The 15,716-nt window shown below is 52.6% G+C and carries 12 protein-coding genes and 1 riboswitch; all 12 genes read right to left on the bottom strand.

All coding sequences use genetic code 11. The features are described from left to right. Position 1: 1 nt before the first annotated feature. On the bottom strand, positions 2–532 hold the full coding sequence (fliW, locus tag AAIG11_RS10105) for a flagellar assembly protein FliW (protein ID WP_343186130.1): 531 nt from the start codon (positions 530–532) through the stop codon (positions 2–4). A 183-nt stretch (positions 533–715) separates the two neighbouring features. Continuing rightward, the gene (gene flgL, locus AAIG11_RS10110; RefSeq protein WP_343186131.1) at positions 716–2,443 is read right to left on the bottom strand and encodes a flagellar hook-associated protein FlgL; all 1,728 of its coding nucleotides are present in this window, start codon (positions 2,441–2,443) and stop codon (positions 716–718) included. Between the two features lie 12 nt (positions 2,444–2,455). Beyond that, complete coding sequence (gene flgK, locus AAIG11_RS10115; RefSeq protein WP_343186132.1) at positions 2,456–4,030, bottom strand: flagellar hook-associated protein FlgK; 1,575 nt, start codon at positions 4,028–4,030, stop codon at positions 2,456–2,458. A 30-nt stretch (positions 4,031–4,060) separates the two neighbouring features. Beyond that, positions 4,061–4,558, bottom strand: coding sequence for a flagellar protein FlgN (locus AAIG11_RS10120; protein ID WP_343186133.1), 498 nt, complete (start codon positions 4,556–4,558; stop codon positions 4,061–4,063). Between the two features lie 31 nt (positions 4,559–4,589). Next, on the bottom strand, positions 4,590–4,880 hold the full coding sequence (locus AAIG11_RS10125) for a flagellar biosynthesis anti-sigma factor FlgM (RefSeq protein WP_343186134.1): 291 nt from the start codon (positions 4,878–4,880) through the stop codon (positions 4,590–4,592). A gap of 120 nt (positions 4,881–5,000) precedes the next feature. Continuing rightward, the gene (locus AAIG11_RS10130; protein WP_343186135.1) at positions 5,001–5,423 is read right to left on the bottom strand and encodes a TIGR03826 family flagellar region protein; all 423 of its coding nucleotides are present in this window, start codon (positions 5,421–5,423) and stop codon (positions 5,001–5,003) included. Between the two features lie 54 nt (positions 5,424–5,477). Continuing rightward, positions 5,478–6,239 (bottom strand): ComF family protein, encoded by a 762-nt coding sequence (locus AAIG11_RS10135; RefSeq protein WP_343186136.1) that lies wholly within the window; start codon positions 6,237–6,239, stop codon positions 5,478–5,480. A gap of 29 nt (positions 6,240–6,268) precedes the next feature. After that, positions 6,269–8,530, bottom strand: coding sequence for an SF1B family DNA helicase RecD2 (gene recD2, locus AAIG11_RS10140; RefSeq protein WP_343186137.1), 2,262 nt, complete (start codon positions 8,528–8,530; stop codon positions 6,269–6,271). Positions 8,531–8,710: 180 nt separating this feature from the next. Then, positions 8,711–11,107: a methyl-accepting chemotaxis protein gene (locus tag AAIG11_RS10145; RefSeq protein ID WP_343186138.1), complete on the bottom strand. Its 2,397-nt coding sequence runs from the start codon at positions 11,105–11,107 to the stop codon at positions 8,711–8,713. 198 nt (positions 11,108–11,305) lie between these two features. Beyond that, positions 11,306–12,496, bottom strand: coding sequence for a methionine adenosyltransferase (metK, locus tag AAIG11_RS10150; RefSeq protein WP_343186139.1), 1,191 nt, complete (start codon positions 12,494–12,496; stop codon positions 11,306–11,308). Between the two features lie 154 nt (positions 12,497–12,650). Then, a riboswitch (SAM riboswitch) is annotated at positions 12,651–12,755 on the bottom strand. A gap of 110 nt (positions 12,756–12,865) precedes the next feature. After that, positions 12,866–14,599, bottom strand: a complete 1,734-nt coding sequence (locus AAIG11_RS10155; protein ID WP_343186140.1) for an S-layer homology domain-containing protein — start codon at positions 14,597–14,599, stop codon at positions 12,866–12,868. A 127-nt stretch (positions 14,600–14,726) separates the two neighbouring features. Next, the gene (locus AAIG11_RS10160; RefSeq protein WP_343186141.1) at positions 14,727–15,659 is read right to left on the bottom strand and encodes an AEC family transporter; all 933 of its coding nucleotides are present in this window, start codon (positions 15,657–15,659) and stop codon (positions 14,727–14,729) included. Positions 15,660–15,716: the final 57 nt, after the last annotated feature.

The raw sequence follows: 15,716 nt of genomic DNA on the forward strand, positions 1-15,716 counted from the left end.
GTTATCGGCCCCCTTCTGCAGGGGTTTCAGGTACGGCAGCAACCGCCTCTGGCGTCGAAGTGTCGGCGGCCTTTGCTGCTTCCATGAGTTGTTTGCTGGCTGCCAGTTCTTCTTGCACCAGGTGGCGGGTATGGTAGCGGTCGTCCTCCAGCACCACCTGTTTTCCCATAAGGGTGCGGGTGTTGAGAACAATGGGGGCGGTGAGGTTGATGGTCATTTCCTGCACTTTTTCTGGAATGCGGACAATGCAGAAGATCTGCACGTCTTCCTGCCCCTGAATTGCCAGCTTTTTCACCACATGCTCCGGCAGGTCAAAGTCGTAATTAAAACGGATGAGGAATGGGTTGGTCACTACAAAGGTGAGGCCTTCCTCCTCAACGGACTGGAGCCAGTGGAAAGGCACCTCTGGCTCAGGGTTCTGCACGAGGGCAAAACGTGTCTTTTCCTCGAATCCGGGAATGCCGTCGGGAAAAGTGAGGATTTTCGCTTCATCAATGGTGATGGTGCCAAAATGTTTGGTTTCCAGTTGCATGGGGCGGCCTCCTTTTCTGTACAATTGGAGGTCACAGTGGGGACGGAGGTGCAGTGACCCTGGAAAGCGGGTCACAGGTACCTCCGTCCCCCAGTGACCTCGTCCCCACTGTGACCTCTGTGACTCTCTTTAGGATGTGATTTGGGAGCTATGAATCATATACCCTGTCTTGTCGAACTCTAACTACCGAAGAAAATCCAGCAGTGTGGGTTGAATGATTCTGGCACCAACTGCCAACGCCGAACGATAGACGTTTTCTTCGTTCATCAGTTCAATAACCACCTGGCTCATGTCGGCGTCTTCAATTTTTGACATCAGGTCTTTGTAATTCAGGGTGTCATCTTCGATGCGGTTCACAATCAACTCCACCCGGTTGGTTTTGGCACCCACCTCAGACCGGACTGTCAACATGGCATTAATGTGGGCATCAATCTGATTCAGCATGTTGCTGATATCTTCCTGCTTACCCTCTTTCAGGTTGTCTGACAGTTTATCAAACATCTGGAAAAGGCCTGCTTTCTGCCCCGCTTCGATGTAGTACACTTTTGAGGTGCCCTCGACGACCATTTGATTTTCTCGAGACGTTGTCGGTGACACAGTGCCTGCAAAGTAAGCTTTATTATGGGCACTTCCAGACCGTTCAGGAGCAATGGCTTGAAGGGTGTTTCCCACACGGTTGAACCGGAATCCCTCAACACCTGACCCGCGGATGTCCGACAACGCCCTCAGCGCCGTTTCCACCTCCGGCAGGTAATTCGCCGGCGTCTGATCTGTCAACGGCGCCGCCCCTCCCAGGGTGATGGTGATGCGGTTCTTATCCGTCGGCGGGTCTTGGATGGTGTAGCCGGCAGCAGCAGTTTCGTCCCGGAGAAAAACAACTTCAACGCCATTAAACACAATGGTTGGCGGCGTGTTTCCACCAAAAGATGCTTCTGTGATGTCAGCGGTATAATCGGCTTCCCAAACAGCCGGAGTCGCATATTCATCCACAATGGTAGCATTTAATGGTATGGCTTTCAGGTATTCCACATTAGCGTTGACCGTGGGTGGATCTGTTGATGTATCAAGCTCATTGCGCTGAATCAGTTCAAACCGGTATTCACCCAAAACAGGGCCGGTGATTTCGCCAATTTCTTTCACGGCTGCGGTGATCAGCTCATCAGCAGGGAGTGCTCCCCAGTTGGCACCAACTGTCCAGGTGCCGTCTGCCAGCTTCTCCGGGCCGTCCCCATTGCCGTTGACAACAGTGAGGGAAAGGCTGCCGCTGCCATCCCGATAGGGCAACTCCAGTGGCCAGTCAGCTGCCCCATCTGTTGGAGCATACACCACTTTCCGCTCTTCTGCTTCAAAAATTTCAAAGCCCAGACTGTTCACCTGTATTTTTTCCCGGGTGCTCATTTCAAAATCCCATTTGTCGTCCAACACATTGGGATCCTGAGATTTCATTAGATCCATCAGATAATTTCCATATTGATCCAGCAGTGGCTGGTCGGTTTTTTTGCCGGAAAAAACATTTTTTCCTGAATAGCTGTAGTTGGCCAGATCAACCAGCTGATTTCGGATTTCAGATATTTCAGCCTCAATTTTAATGGTTTCTTCCTGGGTGAGGGTTTCGCTGGAAGCCTGTACCGCCAGTTCCCGAACGCGCTGCATCCCTTCCAGCATGTTGATGAGGGCGGTTTCGGTATTGTCCATGAAAGAGTAGGCATCTTCTGCATTGCGTTTATATTGGTCCATGACGCTGATATCGGTGCGCAGGCGCAGGCTTTTGGAAATGCCCAGGGGATCATCGGAAGGTTTATTGATTCGCTTGCCCGTGGAAAACTGAATTTGCTTGTCGTTGAGTCGGAGCATGTTGCGGTTCAGGTTCCGCATCATGGTCTGCACCATCATGTTGTTGGTAATGCGCATGGCTGTCCCTCCTTATCTACCCACTAAACCCAACCGGTTAATGACCACATCCAGCATTTCATCCATGGTGGTGATCATGCGGGCGGAGGCATTGTAGGCGTGTTGAAAGCGGACCATATTGGCCAGCTCTTCGTCTGTTGAAACACCGGAGTACCGGGTACGCTCATTGTCAATCTGCTCAGTAAGCACCTGCTGGTTCGCCGTATTGCGCATGGCTTCCTGAAGGTCAACCCCCAGGTTGGCCACCAGGGATTTCATGAAGTCCTCCGGCTTTCCTTCGGCAAACATGCTGTTTTTATTGCGCAGCGCCAGCATGTCCATAATGACACTGGCGTCACCAGGTAACAGGTCGATGGTGGCAGACGCAGGAATTTTATTGAGATCCTGCATGTCAAGGGAAACACCGATGTTTTTGGCCGTGATCAGGTGATGCTGGATATTACCGTTTCCATCATACATTTCCTCTGAGGCTCTTCCAAAAGCGCTGAACAGCAGGTACCCGGCCCCATAGGTGCCATCGGGATCGCCGATGCCATCCAGCACTTCACCCTTGAGGCCGTAACCGGTTTTGGCCACTTCATTCATTTCTTTGGCAAAGGTGCGGGCAAACTCGTTGAGCTTGCTAATGTAGTAAGGCAGGCCTTTATTGGTGGCAGTCGCTCCATCCCGGAGATCCAGCAGGCCCCGCAGTTCTCCCTGCAGGCTGTTGGGGTTGATATAACTGCCGTCTGCCCACTGCAGCTTGTTGATTTCCAAATCGACCCCCAGCTCTTCAAAGAAGGGGCTCTTTTCTTTGGTGGAGGCATCCAAATGATAGGAGCGGTCGTGATAGACCATGGGCTGCCCGTTGATTTGCAGCACCATCTTCTTGGGAAGATTCAGTTTTCCGGAAGGGTCGTTGGTATCTGACACTTCGACAATATCCACCTTGACATATTCGGAAAGCTGGTCGATGAGCAGGTTGCGCTGATCGCGAAGGTCATTGGCGTTGCTGCCATCAGCTTCAAACATGTAGATCTGCTTATTCAGGCGGGCAATCTGGTCAGACAGGGCGTTGACAGTGGTAACGGTATTCTGAACATCAAAATTCAGATCCACCACCATTTTCTCCATCTGGTCATACAAATGGGAAATGGTGGTGGTGACACCTACTGCCCGATCCAACACCAGGGCCCGGTGGGTGAGTTCGTCAGCATTTTGTTCTTTGCTCAACTCTTGAAGGGCTGAAAAGAACTGATCGACCACGGTGTTGATGCCTGTTTTGGAGGGTTCGTTGAACATGGCTTCCACAAAGGCCAGCCCGTTTTGACGGGTTTGCCAAAAAGCCAGGCTGTTGGCTTCATCCCGGTATCGAAAATCAAGAAACTCATTGCGCAGCTGTTTCACTGCCACCATATCAACACCGGTTCCCAGCATGCCTCTGCCGCCCATGATGGACAACGGGTTGGACTGGGTCTGCTCCAGCCGCTGCCGGGTATAGCCCGGGGTATTCACATTGGAAATATTATGCCCGGTGATGTCCAGTGCCCGCTGAGCAGCAAAAAGGCCTGAACGGGCTGTGTTGAATCCCAGAAAGGTTGATCGCATGGTTGTCACTCCTTCACTCGTCAGATACCGTTAAAACTTGGCATCAAAAAGCTGTTTCTTTTGCTTCTTCTCTTCATCTGCTTTTCGGTCGTAGGGTGATGTGGTGCTTTCGGAGCGGGTAAAGAGTTCCATATTCAACTGGATAAAATCCAGCCCTTGCTGAATCAGTGTTTGATTCAGCTGGTTTTTCTCCCCCACCTGGGTGATGAGCAGCCCCAGTTGCTCCTGAAGGTCTTGCAGCTCGCGGCGGTCGTTTTCTTCCAAAAAAAGAAGAAGGCCGGAAAGGTTTTGGGGTGCCTCTTCGAGCTCCTTCTCTTGGGCAAAATGGGCCAGCAAAGACTGACGGATCTGTTCAAAGCGACTCATTTCGCGGATGAACTGCCGTTCCTGTTCCGTTAGTTTTTCCAGTTCCTGCACGTTATTCTGAATCACCAGGCGGGATTTTGCCTCAGCCAGGTGAAGGAGTGCCTCATACAGTTTTTGTTCCTGTCTGAGAGCCACTTTCAGCTGTTCAATGGATCGGTTCATTCCATCACCTCTGGTCACCAGTCAACCGTCTTTAGAACAGGCTGCTTCGGTTGGAATCCTGAATCATTTTGGCGGCCACTTCTTCCGGGGTCGCCATTTGGCCCTGGGCCATTTTTGTCTTCACTTCAGCAATGCGGTCTTCCCGCACCTCCGGAAGCTTCTGATACGCCTTCATGGCTGTCTGAAATTCCTTCGCTTTTTCAGAAAGCTCGATTTTATCCTGAACGGAAGAAGCTTCGCCAGTCTGGCGGACAGCACCGGGCCGGTTTTTCTGATAGACCTGCATGGCCTGGATAATGTGTGGGTGATGCTGAATCTTCATAAAGAACACCTCTCCTTTCCGTTTCATCTCTATAAAGACTATCGGAAAAAAGAGGTGTGACTTTAGCATCTTTATGAGGTTTTGCCGTAAGATTTCCTGGCCACTTGCCGCAACTGCCCATTATCTTCTGCGGCGGCTCACATCCACATACATGCGTTGGCTCTTTTCTGTCTTCTTTGCTGCCTCAGGTTCCTTCTTTTTGGGTGTGATGGCCGAACGGAGTTCTGTGGCCATTTCGTGGGCACACTGCTCACAATACTTGCCCGACCGAATGGGCACACTGCAGCGCTGGCAGTCCAGTACAAAATTGTTTTCGTCCACAATTTCCAACCGGCCTTCCCGAAGATAAATCAAAATTTGTTTTTCATTGACTCCCGTGGCCTCATGCACTTCCAAAATGGTTGCTCCCGGGTTGTCATACACATATTCCTTCACAACTTTGTAATCGTCATCGGCATCGGTACGGCAACGTCTGCACAATGGATTCCCGTCTTCCATAAATGCACGGCCGCACTTGGTACAATTGATCAAGCTATTACTCATGGCAATTGGCCCCTTTCCTCTTCGAAATCAGTCCTTGTTCCCACACTCCCACAGCTATACCCGGTGGCTGTCCAGATCAGCCAGGGCAAAGGCTGCCACTGTCACCATTGCCGGATTCGCTGCCTGGAGTGCCTGTTCACAGGCGTTAATGGTGGCCCCGGTGGTATAGATGTCATCCACCAGCAGCAGCTGTTTTCCTCTCAGCTTTGGAACGGCTTCAGGGTTCAGGACCATGCTTCCCGCCAACGCCTGCTGTCGTTCAGCCCGGCTCAGACGGTATAGGGGTGCTGTGGGGCGGCATCGCTTCAGTCCCGCTGATTCATATGAAAATTCTAACACGAATGCCAAGTGTCTGGCAAGTAGGTCTGACTGGTTATATCCACGTTTGCGCTGACGCTGTCGATGAAGGGGCACCGGAAGAATGACCCAGTCTTCTCCCGAAACACCTTCCGTTGCATCAGCTTCTTTCAGCCTTTCCCGGATCTGTGCCGCCATGGCTGCTGCCATGAGGGGCACCAGATACTGCGCATCATGATATTTCAGGCAGGTGACCAGTTTGCGGGCACTGGTTTCATAATGGGCAGGAATCCACACCTTTGGCGGAAGCTGATGGGGTTCTGTCCAGGGAAAAGCAGCATAACAGGCATCGCACAAGCCGATGGTTTCCGGTTTCTGATAAACGTCGGGCAAGCCGCATCCCGGGCAGGGATGCAGGGGCGGATAGATAAAGTCCAGTACTGTTGACATCATTTGCCCGGCTCTGGAAAACCAGCGGGGCTTTTGCAGGGCACCAGACGGTTCAGGCAATGGGACCACTACAGACACCTCCTTCACACCTTTGTTGCTTAATCAGGAGTTTCATGGAACAGGGCCACTTGGGCCAGCCGACTGCCCAGACAACTATGGCGGTATTGAATCCGGTTGTTTTCCACCATGCGGTGGAGTACCGCCCGACTGCCAATGAGCACCACCAACACACGGGCTCTGGTGATGGCGGTATACAGCAGGTTACGGGTCATCAACACCCAGGGGGCAGGAAACAGCGGCAAAATCACCACAGGAAACTCCGATCCCTGGCTTTTGTGCACTGTGATGGCCCAGGCGGGTTCCAGTTCATCCAGCAGGGCGAAAGGATATTCTGCCAGCCGCTGGTCATCAAAGAGAATGGTGAACAACTCTCTTTGAGAATCAATCTGATGGATTCTTCCCAGATCGCCGTTGAAGACGCCCCGGTTTCCTTCTTCCTGACCCATGGTTTTGATACGGCCTGTGGCAGTGTCTTCCACCACCCGCCGCCATTCCAGGCTGTAGTTGTTGCGAATTTGCATCACCCGGTCGCCTTCACGAAAGACCTTGTCTCCATGATTTTTCTCTTTTCGGTGGGGTGCCGGGGGATTCATCACCTGCTGCAGATGCTCATTTAGTTGCCGGGTGCCTGTATACCCTTTCTTGGTGGGTGTGAGCACCTGTATGTCCCGCTGGGGATCAAAGCCCCGGTAATTGGGGAGACGCTCCATCAGCAGCTCACTGATGGTGGCCAGCGCTTCCCGTGGGCTGTGGGAGGCCATGAAGAAAAAGTCCTTTTCCCGGGTGTTGAGCAGGGGCATTTCTCCCTGGTTGATGCGGTGGGCATTGACCACAATGTGGCTTTCCTGCGCCTGCCGGAAGATTTCAGTTAAGTGGATGCGGGGAAGCAGTCCGCTGGCAGCCATGTCTTTCAGTACCGACCCAGGCCCCACTGAGGGGAGCTGGTCTGCATCGCCGGTCATCACCAGGGTGGTGGCGGGTCCGATGGCTTTCAACAGGTGCTGCATCATGTAAATATCCACCATGGAAACTTCATCGACGATGACCACATCTGTCTCCAGTGGATTGTCTTCATCCCGGTTGAAGAAATGCTCCTGGGTTTCCTCTGAATAAGAGACTTCCAGGAGGCGGTGCAGGGTTTTGGCTTCCCGGCGGGAGGTATCTGTCATGCGTTTCGCCGCCCGGCCCGTGGGGGCAGCCAGCAAGTAGCCCAGTTCTTCCTCTTCCAGCAACTGGATCAGGGTGTTGATAAGGGTTGTTTTCCCCGTTCCCGGCCCACCGGTGATCACCAGCACCCGGTGGGAAAACACTTTTTCAATACCAGCCAGTTGAGCGGCAGCCAGCCTGATACCCTGGGTCTGCTGCAATCGCTCCAGTCTGTCTGTCAGCCCCCGGGGTGCCGGGGGTGGTGCAGAAACTGCCAGGGTTGCCAGTCTTTTGGCCACTTCTGTTTCTGCCGTATAAGCGTTCATCAGGTAGATCCTCTCGGCGCCGTCCTCCAGCCGGGTCACCTGAAGTACCTGGTCCAACGCCAGGGACTGAATGGCCTCCAGCACCACGCGTTCCCCCGTCTGCAGGAACTCCCGGCTTTGTTCCACCAGCAGTTCACGGGGCAGGCAGGTGTGGCCTTCGCCCTGAGATGCCTGAAGCACTGCCAGCAGACCACTTTCCACCCGACGGGGATCTTCTGTATCAATTCCCAGGGTGCGAGCCACTGCATCCATTTTCACAAATCCTATTTCTGGCAGGACTTCCAGCAACTGATAGGGATTTTCCTGCAGCATGTCTCTGGCCGGTTCTCCAAAAGCTTGGTATATCTTCATGGACAAGCGGGCGTCGATGCCCCTTTGCCCCATCCAGACCAAAAAGCTTCGCAGTGCATTATGCTCTTTAAAGGCGGCAGCAATCTCCGGCCACCGTCGGGCACCAATGCCCTTGACTTCCTGAAGCCGCTGGGGATGGTGCTCCATCACCTCAAAAACTTCCATTCCAAAGGCTTCTGCCAAACGACGGGCCATTTTTTCTCCGATTCCCGGCAACAAGCCAGAGGCCAGGTATTCCATGATTCCTTCCAGGGTTTGGGGCATCAGGGGTTCCCAAGTGTCTGCCTGAAGCTGTTCCCCATATCGGGGGTGCACTGTCATTTTTCCGGTGATGCGCAGGCGGTCACCGTCATTGATCCCCGGCAGCACCCCCACCACTGTCAGCATTTCTTCGTCGCATTCCAGCAGGCATACCCGGTAGCCATTGGCTTCGTTATGAAAGATGGTTTCCACTAGTTTTCCTTCCCGCTGAATCATGGTATGCCCCCCGAGTGATTACTGCTATCATTATAGCACAGGAGGGCAGGGAATAAGTGATCAGGAAGAGTGAATAGGGGAAGGGCAGGGAATAAGTGATAGGGAAAAAACGGGCAGCGCCGATGATGGCGCTGCCCGAAGGTTTTGGCAAAGTGATGAAATCAGGGAATGAACCCTTCTTTATATTTTAAACTGACTCATAATGTCATTCAGTTCCTGGGCAATGCCTGCCAGGTCTTGGGCTGACTGACTGGTTTCGGTGGCACCCTTGGCGGTATCGGCGGCAGCGCCGTCAATTTCAAAGATGTTATTGCCGATTTCCTGTGCTCCCTGGGCAATTTCGCTGGTGGAGCGTCCCAGATCTGTCATCTGTTCAGAGGCGGCTTCACTGCTTCTGGCCACTTCATCAGAGGCTTCTGAAAGCTCTGAGGAAGAGCGGGCAATTTCGTTGACACCCTTGGATGCCTCTGTGGAGCTGCGGAGCACCTGAGCAGCATTACTGCTGATATTTTCGATGCGGGAAGTGATCTGACTCACCCTTTCCGCTGCCACCACAATGGTGTCGGAAATCTCGCCGGTGGTGGCACTTTGCTGGGTCACCGCCGCTGCAATGGCATTGGTAATTTCCTGCACCTGGGTGATGACATCGGTGATCAGCTTCACCGAGCTGACGGCATTGCCCATATCCTGCTGCATGGAGGCGATCTGCTGTCCTATTTCGTCGGTGGCTTCTGCCGTTTGTTTAGCCAATTCTTTCACTTCGTTGGCCACCACAGCAAATCCCTTGCCGGCTTCACCTGCTCCTGCCGCTTCAATGGCAGCGTTGAGGGCCAGCATGTTGGTTTGATCTGCGATATCGTTGATGACTCCTACTATTTTATTAATGGCCTTGGATGACTGGTTTAATTTTTCGATGACTTTGCTGGTGTCGGCAGCCTTACGTCCGGCATCGTCGCTGATATGCATGGATTTTTCGCAGTTATGACTCACTTCAGATAATGACTGATTGATCTCCTTGACAGCAATGGCCACACTGTTGACAGACTCGTTTACATCCTGGGCTGAACTGCTGACTTCATCAATCTCGACGGTGACGCCTTCGATAAGCTGTGTCACATTATTCACTTCTGCAGAAGTTTCTTCAGAAGCCGATGCCAGATTGCGAATGTTTGCCGACATCTCTTCAACAGCCGAGGCAATGGTTTGAATGCTCTGGCTGGTTTCCATCGTGGCTTCAGTGGTGCTCCCGATGCTGGCATTGATCTGTTCGGTGGCGGCACTCACCACGCCGGTTTTAGCACTCATTTCTTCGCTGCCGGCAGCCATGTCGTTGGCGATATCAAGCAGCTGGCTGGCTGACTGGCCGATGGTCGTGGCCTGTCCGGTGATTTTTCCCATGATGGTGCGCAGGGTCGCCAGGGTGCTTTTTAGTCCGGTTGCCATTTGTCCAACTTCATCTTTGCGCTTTTCATATAAATGGAGGGGGTCATCTTCGGCAATGGTGAAATCGTAACTGGCCACCCGTTGAATCGCCTGGGAAATTTCCCTCATGGGGTCTGCCATGATTTTGGCGGCGTAAAGGGCCAGCAACACACTGATGGCAGCCACCACCGCCGCCAGAATACCCAGCAGGGTTACCAGGCGCTGCAGAGGTGCCATTGCTTCCGCCTGATCGAGTTCAATGATCATCCCCACCTCTGTGGAACCAAGCACAGCCACCTTGTAGCTGCCCAGCACGCCCTGACCCAGGTAGTCATTGTACCTGCCCACTCCGCTGTAACCAGTGTCGCCACCGGCCAGCGCCTCCCCCAGCCGCCTGGTGGCGTCTGTTTGAATCGTCCGCACAAAAGCGGCATTCTGGGCAAACTCTCCCCGCATGGTGTTGGTAACCAGCATTCCCGAAGCGTCAACCAGATAGGAATCTCCCGTTTCACCGATCAAATGAATGTTGCTGTGAAGGATGTCTTCGATGGCCGGCAGGGGGATCAGTGCGTTCACAGCGCCAATGATCCTGTTGGTTTGGGGGTCCTGCAGGGGCGTCGACAACACAATGGTGTAGTCATCAATCACATCGGAGTAAAACAGCTGCGACCAGTTCTGCCGCCCCCCCATGGAGGCCTGTATGTAATCCCGGCTGCTGAGATCAACCCCTTCAAGGGATGCTCTGAAAGGTTCAGTGGCATAAAAGGAATTGCCCTGGGCATCGGTGACAAACAAGCCTCCCAGGCGAAACCGCTGTAGATTATCGGTCATCAGACCGTCCAAACCAATAAAGGCTTCCTGCCAGGCTGCTGCCTGCTCCTCAGGCTCCAGATCGGTGGATTGATGGACCTGCAGGGCATTGATCACCAGTGGCAGGTTCGCCAGCACGTCTCCGTAAACTTCCTTTTCTCTGAAATAATCTTCAAACTGGAGCTCGGTTAGTTCTCCAAACTGTTCCATTTGAAGATAGATTTCTTTCTGAAGGGTACTGCTGGATTGCTGATAGGCCACCGCGGCAATGATGAGCATGGGAATCAGCCCGGTGACGACAAAAATAATCAGCATTTTTGAGCGCATGTTAAAGTTGTTCAGCATTGAAATGCCTCCTTGTGAATGTTCGAATGATATCGATGGAATCATACCCCCGGGACCAGAGACTTAAACCAGCCTTATTCGACAAAAAAGAATCACAGTCTGTCGTCAGGCAAACTGTGATTCAGGTTGACGCATAAAAATATAGCGAAACGCCCAACTCTTGTGATGATCAAAACTGACGTTGATGGAGCTGGTGTGTTACTCAGCAGCAGCATCTTTTTTAAGTGCTGCCACTTTGTCTGTTTTTTCCCAGGAAAGCGCCACATCTGTTCGGCCAAAGTGCCCATAGGCAGCAATTTGCCGGTAAATGGGCTTGCGCAGGTCGAGATCGCGGATAATGGCCGCAGGGCGCAGATCAAAGTGCTTGTTGATGAGATTCACCAGCACATCGTCACCCACAGTGCCGGTACCGAAGGTGTCCACCAGAATGGATACTGGACGGGCCACACCAATGGCGTAGGCCAGGCCCACTTCGCACCGCTTTGCCAGACCTGCAGCCACAATGTTTTTGGCCACATAGCGGGCAGCATAAGCGGCAGATCGATCTACCTTTGTTGGATCTTTACCGGAGAAGGCTCCACCACCATGGCGGGAGTAGCCGCCATAGGTGTCCACAATGATTTTGCGACCGGTGACACCTGCATCACCCTGAGGACCACCCACTACGAAACGACCGGTGGGATTCACCAGATACCGGGTGTTCTCATCGATGAAACCGCCGGGAACGATGGGTTTGATCACATGTTCAATCAAGTCTTTTTCAATGGTTTCCCGCTTTACGTTGGGGCTGTGCTGGGTGGAAATGACAATGGTGTCCACCCGTACCGGTTTGTCGTCCTCATAGGCCACCGTCACCTGGGTTTTGCCATCAGGCCGCAGATAGGTAAGCATGCCGTTTTTGCGCACTTCTGACAGGCGCCGAGACAGCTGGTGAGCCAGTGAAATGGGCAGGGGCATCAACTCAGGGGTTTCGTCGCAGGCAAAGCCAAACATGATTCCCTGGTCACCGGCACCGATGGCTTCCAGCGTATCTTCCATTTCTCCTGATTTATGCTCAAGGGCTTCATCAACCCCCATGGCAATATCGGCTGACTGTTCATCAATCGCTGTCAACACAGCGCAGGTGTCGCAGTCAAAACCGTACTTGGCGCGGGTGTAGCCAATTTCCCGGATGGTCTGCCGGGCAATTTTGGGAATATCCACATAACAGCTGGTGGTGATTTCTCCCGCCACCATCACCATTCCCGTCGTCACCATGGTTTCGCAGGCCACTCGGCCGGCAGGGTCTTTTTCAAGGATTGCGTCCAGAATGGCATCGGAAATCTGATCGCAAATTTTATCAGGATGTCCTTCTGTAACCGATTCCGACGTAAATAGTCGCTTGTTCATGATTGTTCCTCCTCGTGTTTTCTTCTTTTCGTTTCTTTCTTCCGAGTGCGTCACTCCAGCCAATGGATCAGCTGGTACTGGCATTGCCACAACTCAATAAATCAAAAAGCCCCTTCAAAAAGAAGAGGCTTTCACGCTCCGGCCTGCGCCGTTCTCCTCATCTTCCAGAACCTTCGTTCTGCAGGAATTAGCACCATACACCAGCGGTTATGGTTGCCGGACTTCATCGGGCCTGTCCCTCAGTCGCTCTTGATAAGGTCTACATCAAGATTTTCGGTATGCAGTTATGGGCTATAGGCCCTTTTTCCAAGTCGTTGAACGAAAAAAGTATAGCATTGCCCCACAGCTTTGTCAACGATTATTTTCCGGTTATTCCCATAATGCTGCCTGATGTAGGCGGTAGAGCACCACTGCCAGTTCCACCCGGGTCATTTCCTGCTGGGGATGAAAGGCGGTGTGATCCAAGCCTTCAAAAATACCACTTTTCAGTAATGTGTTAACAGAGGGCAATGCCCAGGCATGAATGCTGTTGCCGTCTTCAAAGTAGTCGCTGGCACAACGCTGATCCGACAGCACCTGATCTTCCATGGCCTTTACCACCATCACCACTCCCTGTTCCCGGGTAGCAGCTTCGTGGGGACGAATGGTGCCGTCGGGATACCCGGTGATGATACGCAGTGCCGCAGCCCGAGCCATGGCATCCTGAGCCCAGGCGTCCACAGCCGTCCCGTCTTCATAGGCCGCTAACTGCTGATACAGCGCCTCCTGGTTTAACCCGGCATCACCCAGCCGGAAATATCGATGAAGCATCAGAGCGATTTCCTGGCGGCTGATGGTCTGGTGTGGGCGGAATTCTGCACTGCTGGTGCTCACCACACCAAGCGCAGCCAGTGTTTCCACTGCTTCACGGGCAGGGTGGTCTGTCATGTCGATAAAATGAAACCCATTATCTGACACTGGCGCTTTTTCCTGCTCGGTTTCCGTCAAACTCATCAACGCCGCTTCTGCAACCTCGGGGTCATCCTGTTCTTCAGAAGTTCCATTTTCAGAGGCTCCATTTTCAGTGCTTTGAACAGTATCCGCCGCTTCAACGGCTTGAATTTCCAGTACAGCTTCACCAGCTTCACCAGCTGTATGGTCTGTGTCCGCTTCACCAAATGGATCACTTTCATCATGAAGCGGTTCAGGCATTTCCGGCTCCAGTAACAGGCTCCACAGAGCATCATCTGTCGCCTCTTCATGTACAAAAGCCGGTTTCAGGTAAATGGCCGCCACCCAGCCGACTTGACCGGATGCAGGATGATTCACCCGATACCAGTAAAGCCCGTCTGCCAGTTGTGCTTCACCGGCAATCACCAGTTCTGTACCCCTGGTAACTGTAAACCGCACATCGCCGCCGGGTCCATCCAGCACATACAGTTCCTGACGAGCGTCTGCCAGCGCCCGGTCTTCGGGCTGAAAGAACAGAATGCCGCCTTCATGGGTAACCGCCGGTTCCGGCAAATGAAGGTCTGCCGGGGGTAATCCACTGGCTGGAATATGACTCCAATCCACGGTGGAAACTTCCTGCCCGTAACGGGTGCGTATCAGATCATAGAGGCTGTCCTGATAAGTCTTCTCTCCATGAAGATTGGGATTGTTGCGGGATAACCAGCCGTTGTAAGCCCAGAGAGCAAAGTACCAGTGCTCCAGCACGTTTGGGTCCCGGTTGCCCACCACCGGTGTTCGGGGATCCAGCCATTTTGACAATAAAATGTCTGCACCTGCTTCGATGTTGTATTCCACATCATACAGAATCAGTTCGGCATCAAAGCCTGTATGAATTTGATTAATCTGCATGATTCCCCGGTTTCCCCGGGAGACAAAAGGGGCACCCCCACTTGTAAACTGGGTTTTGCGGCTCTCTTTCCAGGCGATGGCCTTCAGGATTACCGGCGGAATGTTTTTGCGCCGGGCCACTTCTTCAATCACTGTTTCAATGTCATCCTGCGTCATGGTCACATCAGATGCCGCTGCCGTCACCAGGGAAGACAGTACCATCACCAATACCAGCAACCCGGCAAAACAGCGCCTCAGTCTGGAGCTCAACAAGCCTTTTTTCATGGAATCCTCCTCCTTGTTTTTCAACATCAGTTTCATCAAAATAAGTGTCGCAACATCTGTTCCTTCCATCAGTGAAACACCGGCTGATTAGCGGATTTCCGCCTGTCAACCCTCTCTCGCCATCGGTCTAAAGAAACAATGCCCAGAGGGGAATGGTGAGAATGGAGCACAGTGTAGTGAGAAACACTGCCTTTGAGGCAAAGTAGTAGTCGGAATCGTAGAGCCGGGCGAAAGCACCAGCATTGGCTGCCACCGGCATGGCAATGATAATGACCGGAATTCCCAGCATAATTCCCGTGAATCCCAGAAATCGAAGGGGTAGATACATCATCAGGGGCATGAGCAGCAATCGCACCACAGTCGCCTGATAAAGCGCCCGGTCACCAAATACCGACCGAAAGGGAATATCTGCCAGCATTCCGCCAATGATCATCATGGAGAGGGGCGTGGTGGTTCCCCCGATCAACTGTAAACTTTCCAGCAGCGGACCGGGAATACTCACCGGCAGCACAAAAAAAGTGAATCCCAGCAGGACAGCAATGACCCCCGGGCTTCGAAAGGCTTTTTTGAAGTTCATTTGACCGCTGCTCTGGCCGGTACTGCGGGACATAATGGCCACACCAAGGGTCACCAACAACAGATTAAAAGGGATGTTGAACAGGGCGGTGTAAAAAATACCCAGATCGCCATACAACACAGAAACAATGGGGAATCCCATAAAGGCCACATTGGAAAAGACAAGTAAAAACTGAAGCACGTCACCTCTGGGGCCTTCCTCCTTGACCAGGCGTACATACAGCCGCGAAAAAAGAATGATGACCCCATAAGTCACAATGGAAATGCCCACAATTATCAGGCTGGTGTGCAGCAGCTCCATGCTGAAGGGAAACTGCATGGAACTGACAATCAGCGACGGTAGTGTTACTTGTAAAATAAGCAGGCTGATCCCTTTGATGGTTTCCTGGTTCAATACCTGGGCTTTTCTGGCGGCATAACCGGCGGCCATCATGAAAAAGAGTACCAGGATTTGGTTGAGCAGACTGAAAAATGCGTCATTCATCGGGTTTGCGCCTCCAGAATTACTGTGGCACCTGTGCCACAGCCAGTGTGTCATCTC

It is taken from the genome of Anoxynatronum sibiricum (assembly GCF_039414295.1).
GTDB classification, from domain to species: domain Bacteria; phylum Bacillota; class Clostridia; order Peptostreptococcales; family Tindalliaceae; genus Anoxynatronum; species Anoxynatronum sibiricum.

What these genes read in the sequence shown, in the direction of transcription:
- AAIG11_RS10160 (WP_343186141.1), bottom strand. Translation starts at nt 15,659, where the DNA reads ATGAATGACGCATTTTTCAGTCTGCTCAACCAAATCCTGGTACTCTTT.
- fliW (WP_343186130.1), bottom strand. Translation starts at nt 532, where the DNA reads ATGCAACTGGAAACCAAACATTTTGGCACCATCACCATTGATGAAGCG.
- flgL (WP_343186131.1), bottom strand. Translation starts at nt 2,443, where the DNA reads ATGCGCATTACCAACAACATGATGGTGCAGACCATGATGCGGAACCTG.
- AAIG11_RS10155 (WP_343186140.1), bottom strand. Translation starts at nt 14,599, where the DNA reads ATGAAAAAAGGCTTGTTGAGCTCCAGACTGAGGCGCTGTTTTGCCGGG.
- AAIG11_RS10125 (WP_343186134.1), bottom strand. Translation starts at nt 4,880, where the DNA reads ATGAAGATTCAGCATCACCCACACATTATCCAGGCCATGCAGGTCTAT.
- recD2 (WP_343186137.1), bottom strand. Translation starts at nt 8,530, where the DNA reads ATGATTCAGCGGGAAGGAAAACTAGTGGAAACCATCTTTCATAACGAA.
- AAIG11_RS10145 (WP_343186138.1), bottom strand. Translation starts at nt 11,107, where the DNA reads ATGCTGAACAACTTTAACATGCGCTCAAAAATGCTGATTATTTTTGTC.
- flgK (WP_343186132.1), bottom strand. Translation starts at nt 4,030, where the DNA reads ATGCGATCAACCTTTCTGGGATTCAACACAGCCCGTTCAGGCCTTTTT.
- AAIG11_RS10120 (WP_343186133.1), bottom strand. Translation starts at nt 4,558, where the DNA reads ATGAACCGATCCATTGAACAGCTGAAAGTGGCTCTCAGACAGGAACAA.
- metK (WP_343186139.1), bottom strand. Translation starts at nt 12,496, where the DNA reads ATGAACAAGCGACTATTTACGTCGGAATCGGTTACAGAAGGACATCCT.
- AAIG11_RS10130 (WP_343186135.1), bottom strand. Translation starts at nt 5,423, where the DNA reads ATGAGTAATAGCTTGATCAATTGTACCAAGTGCGGCCGTGCATTTATG.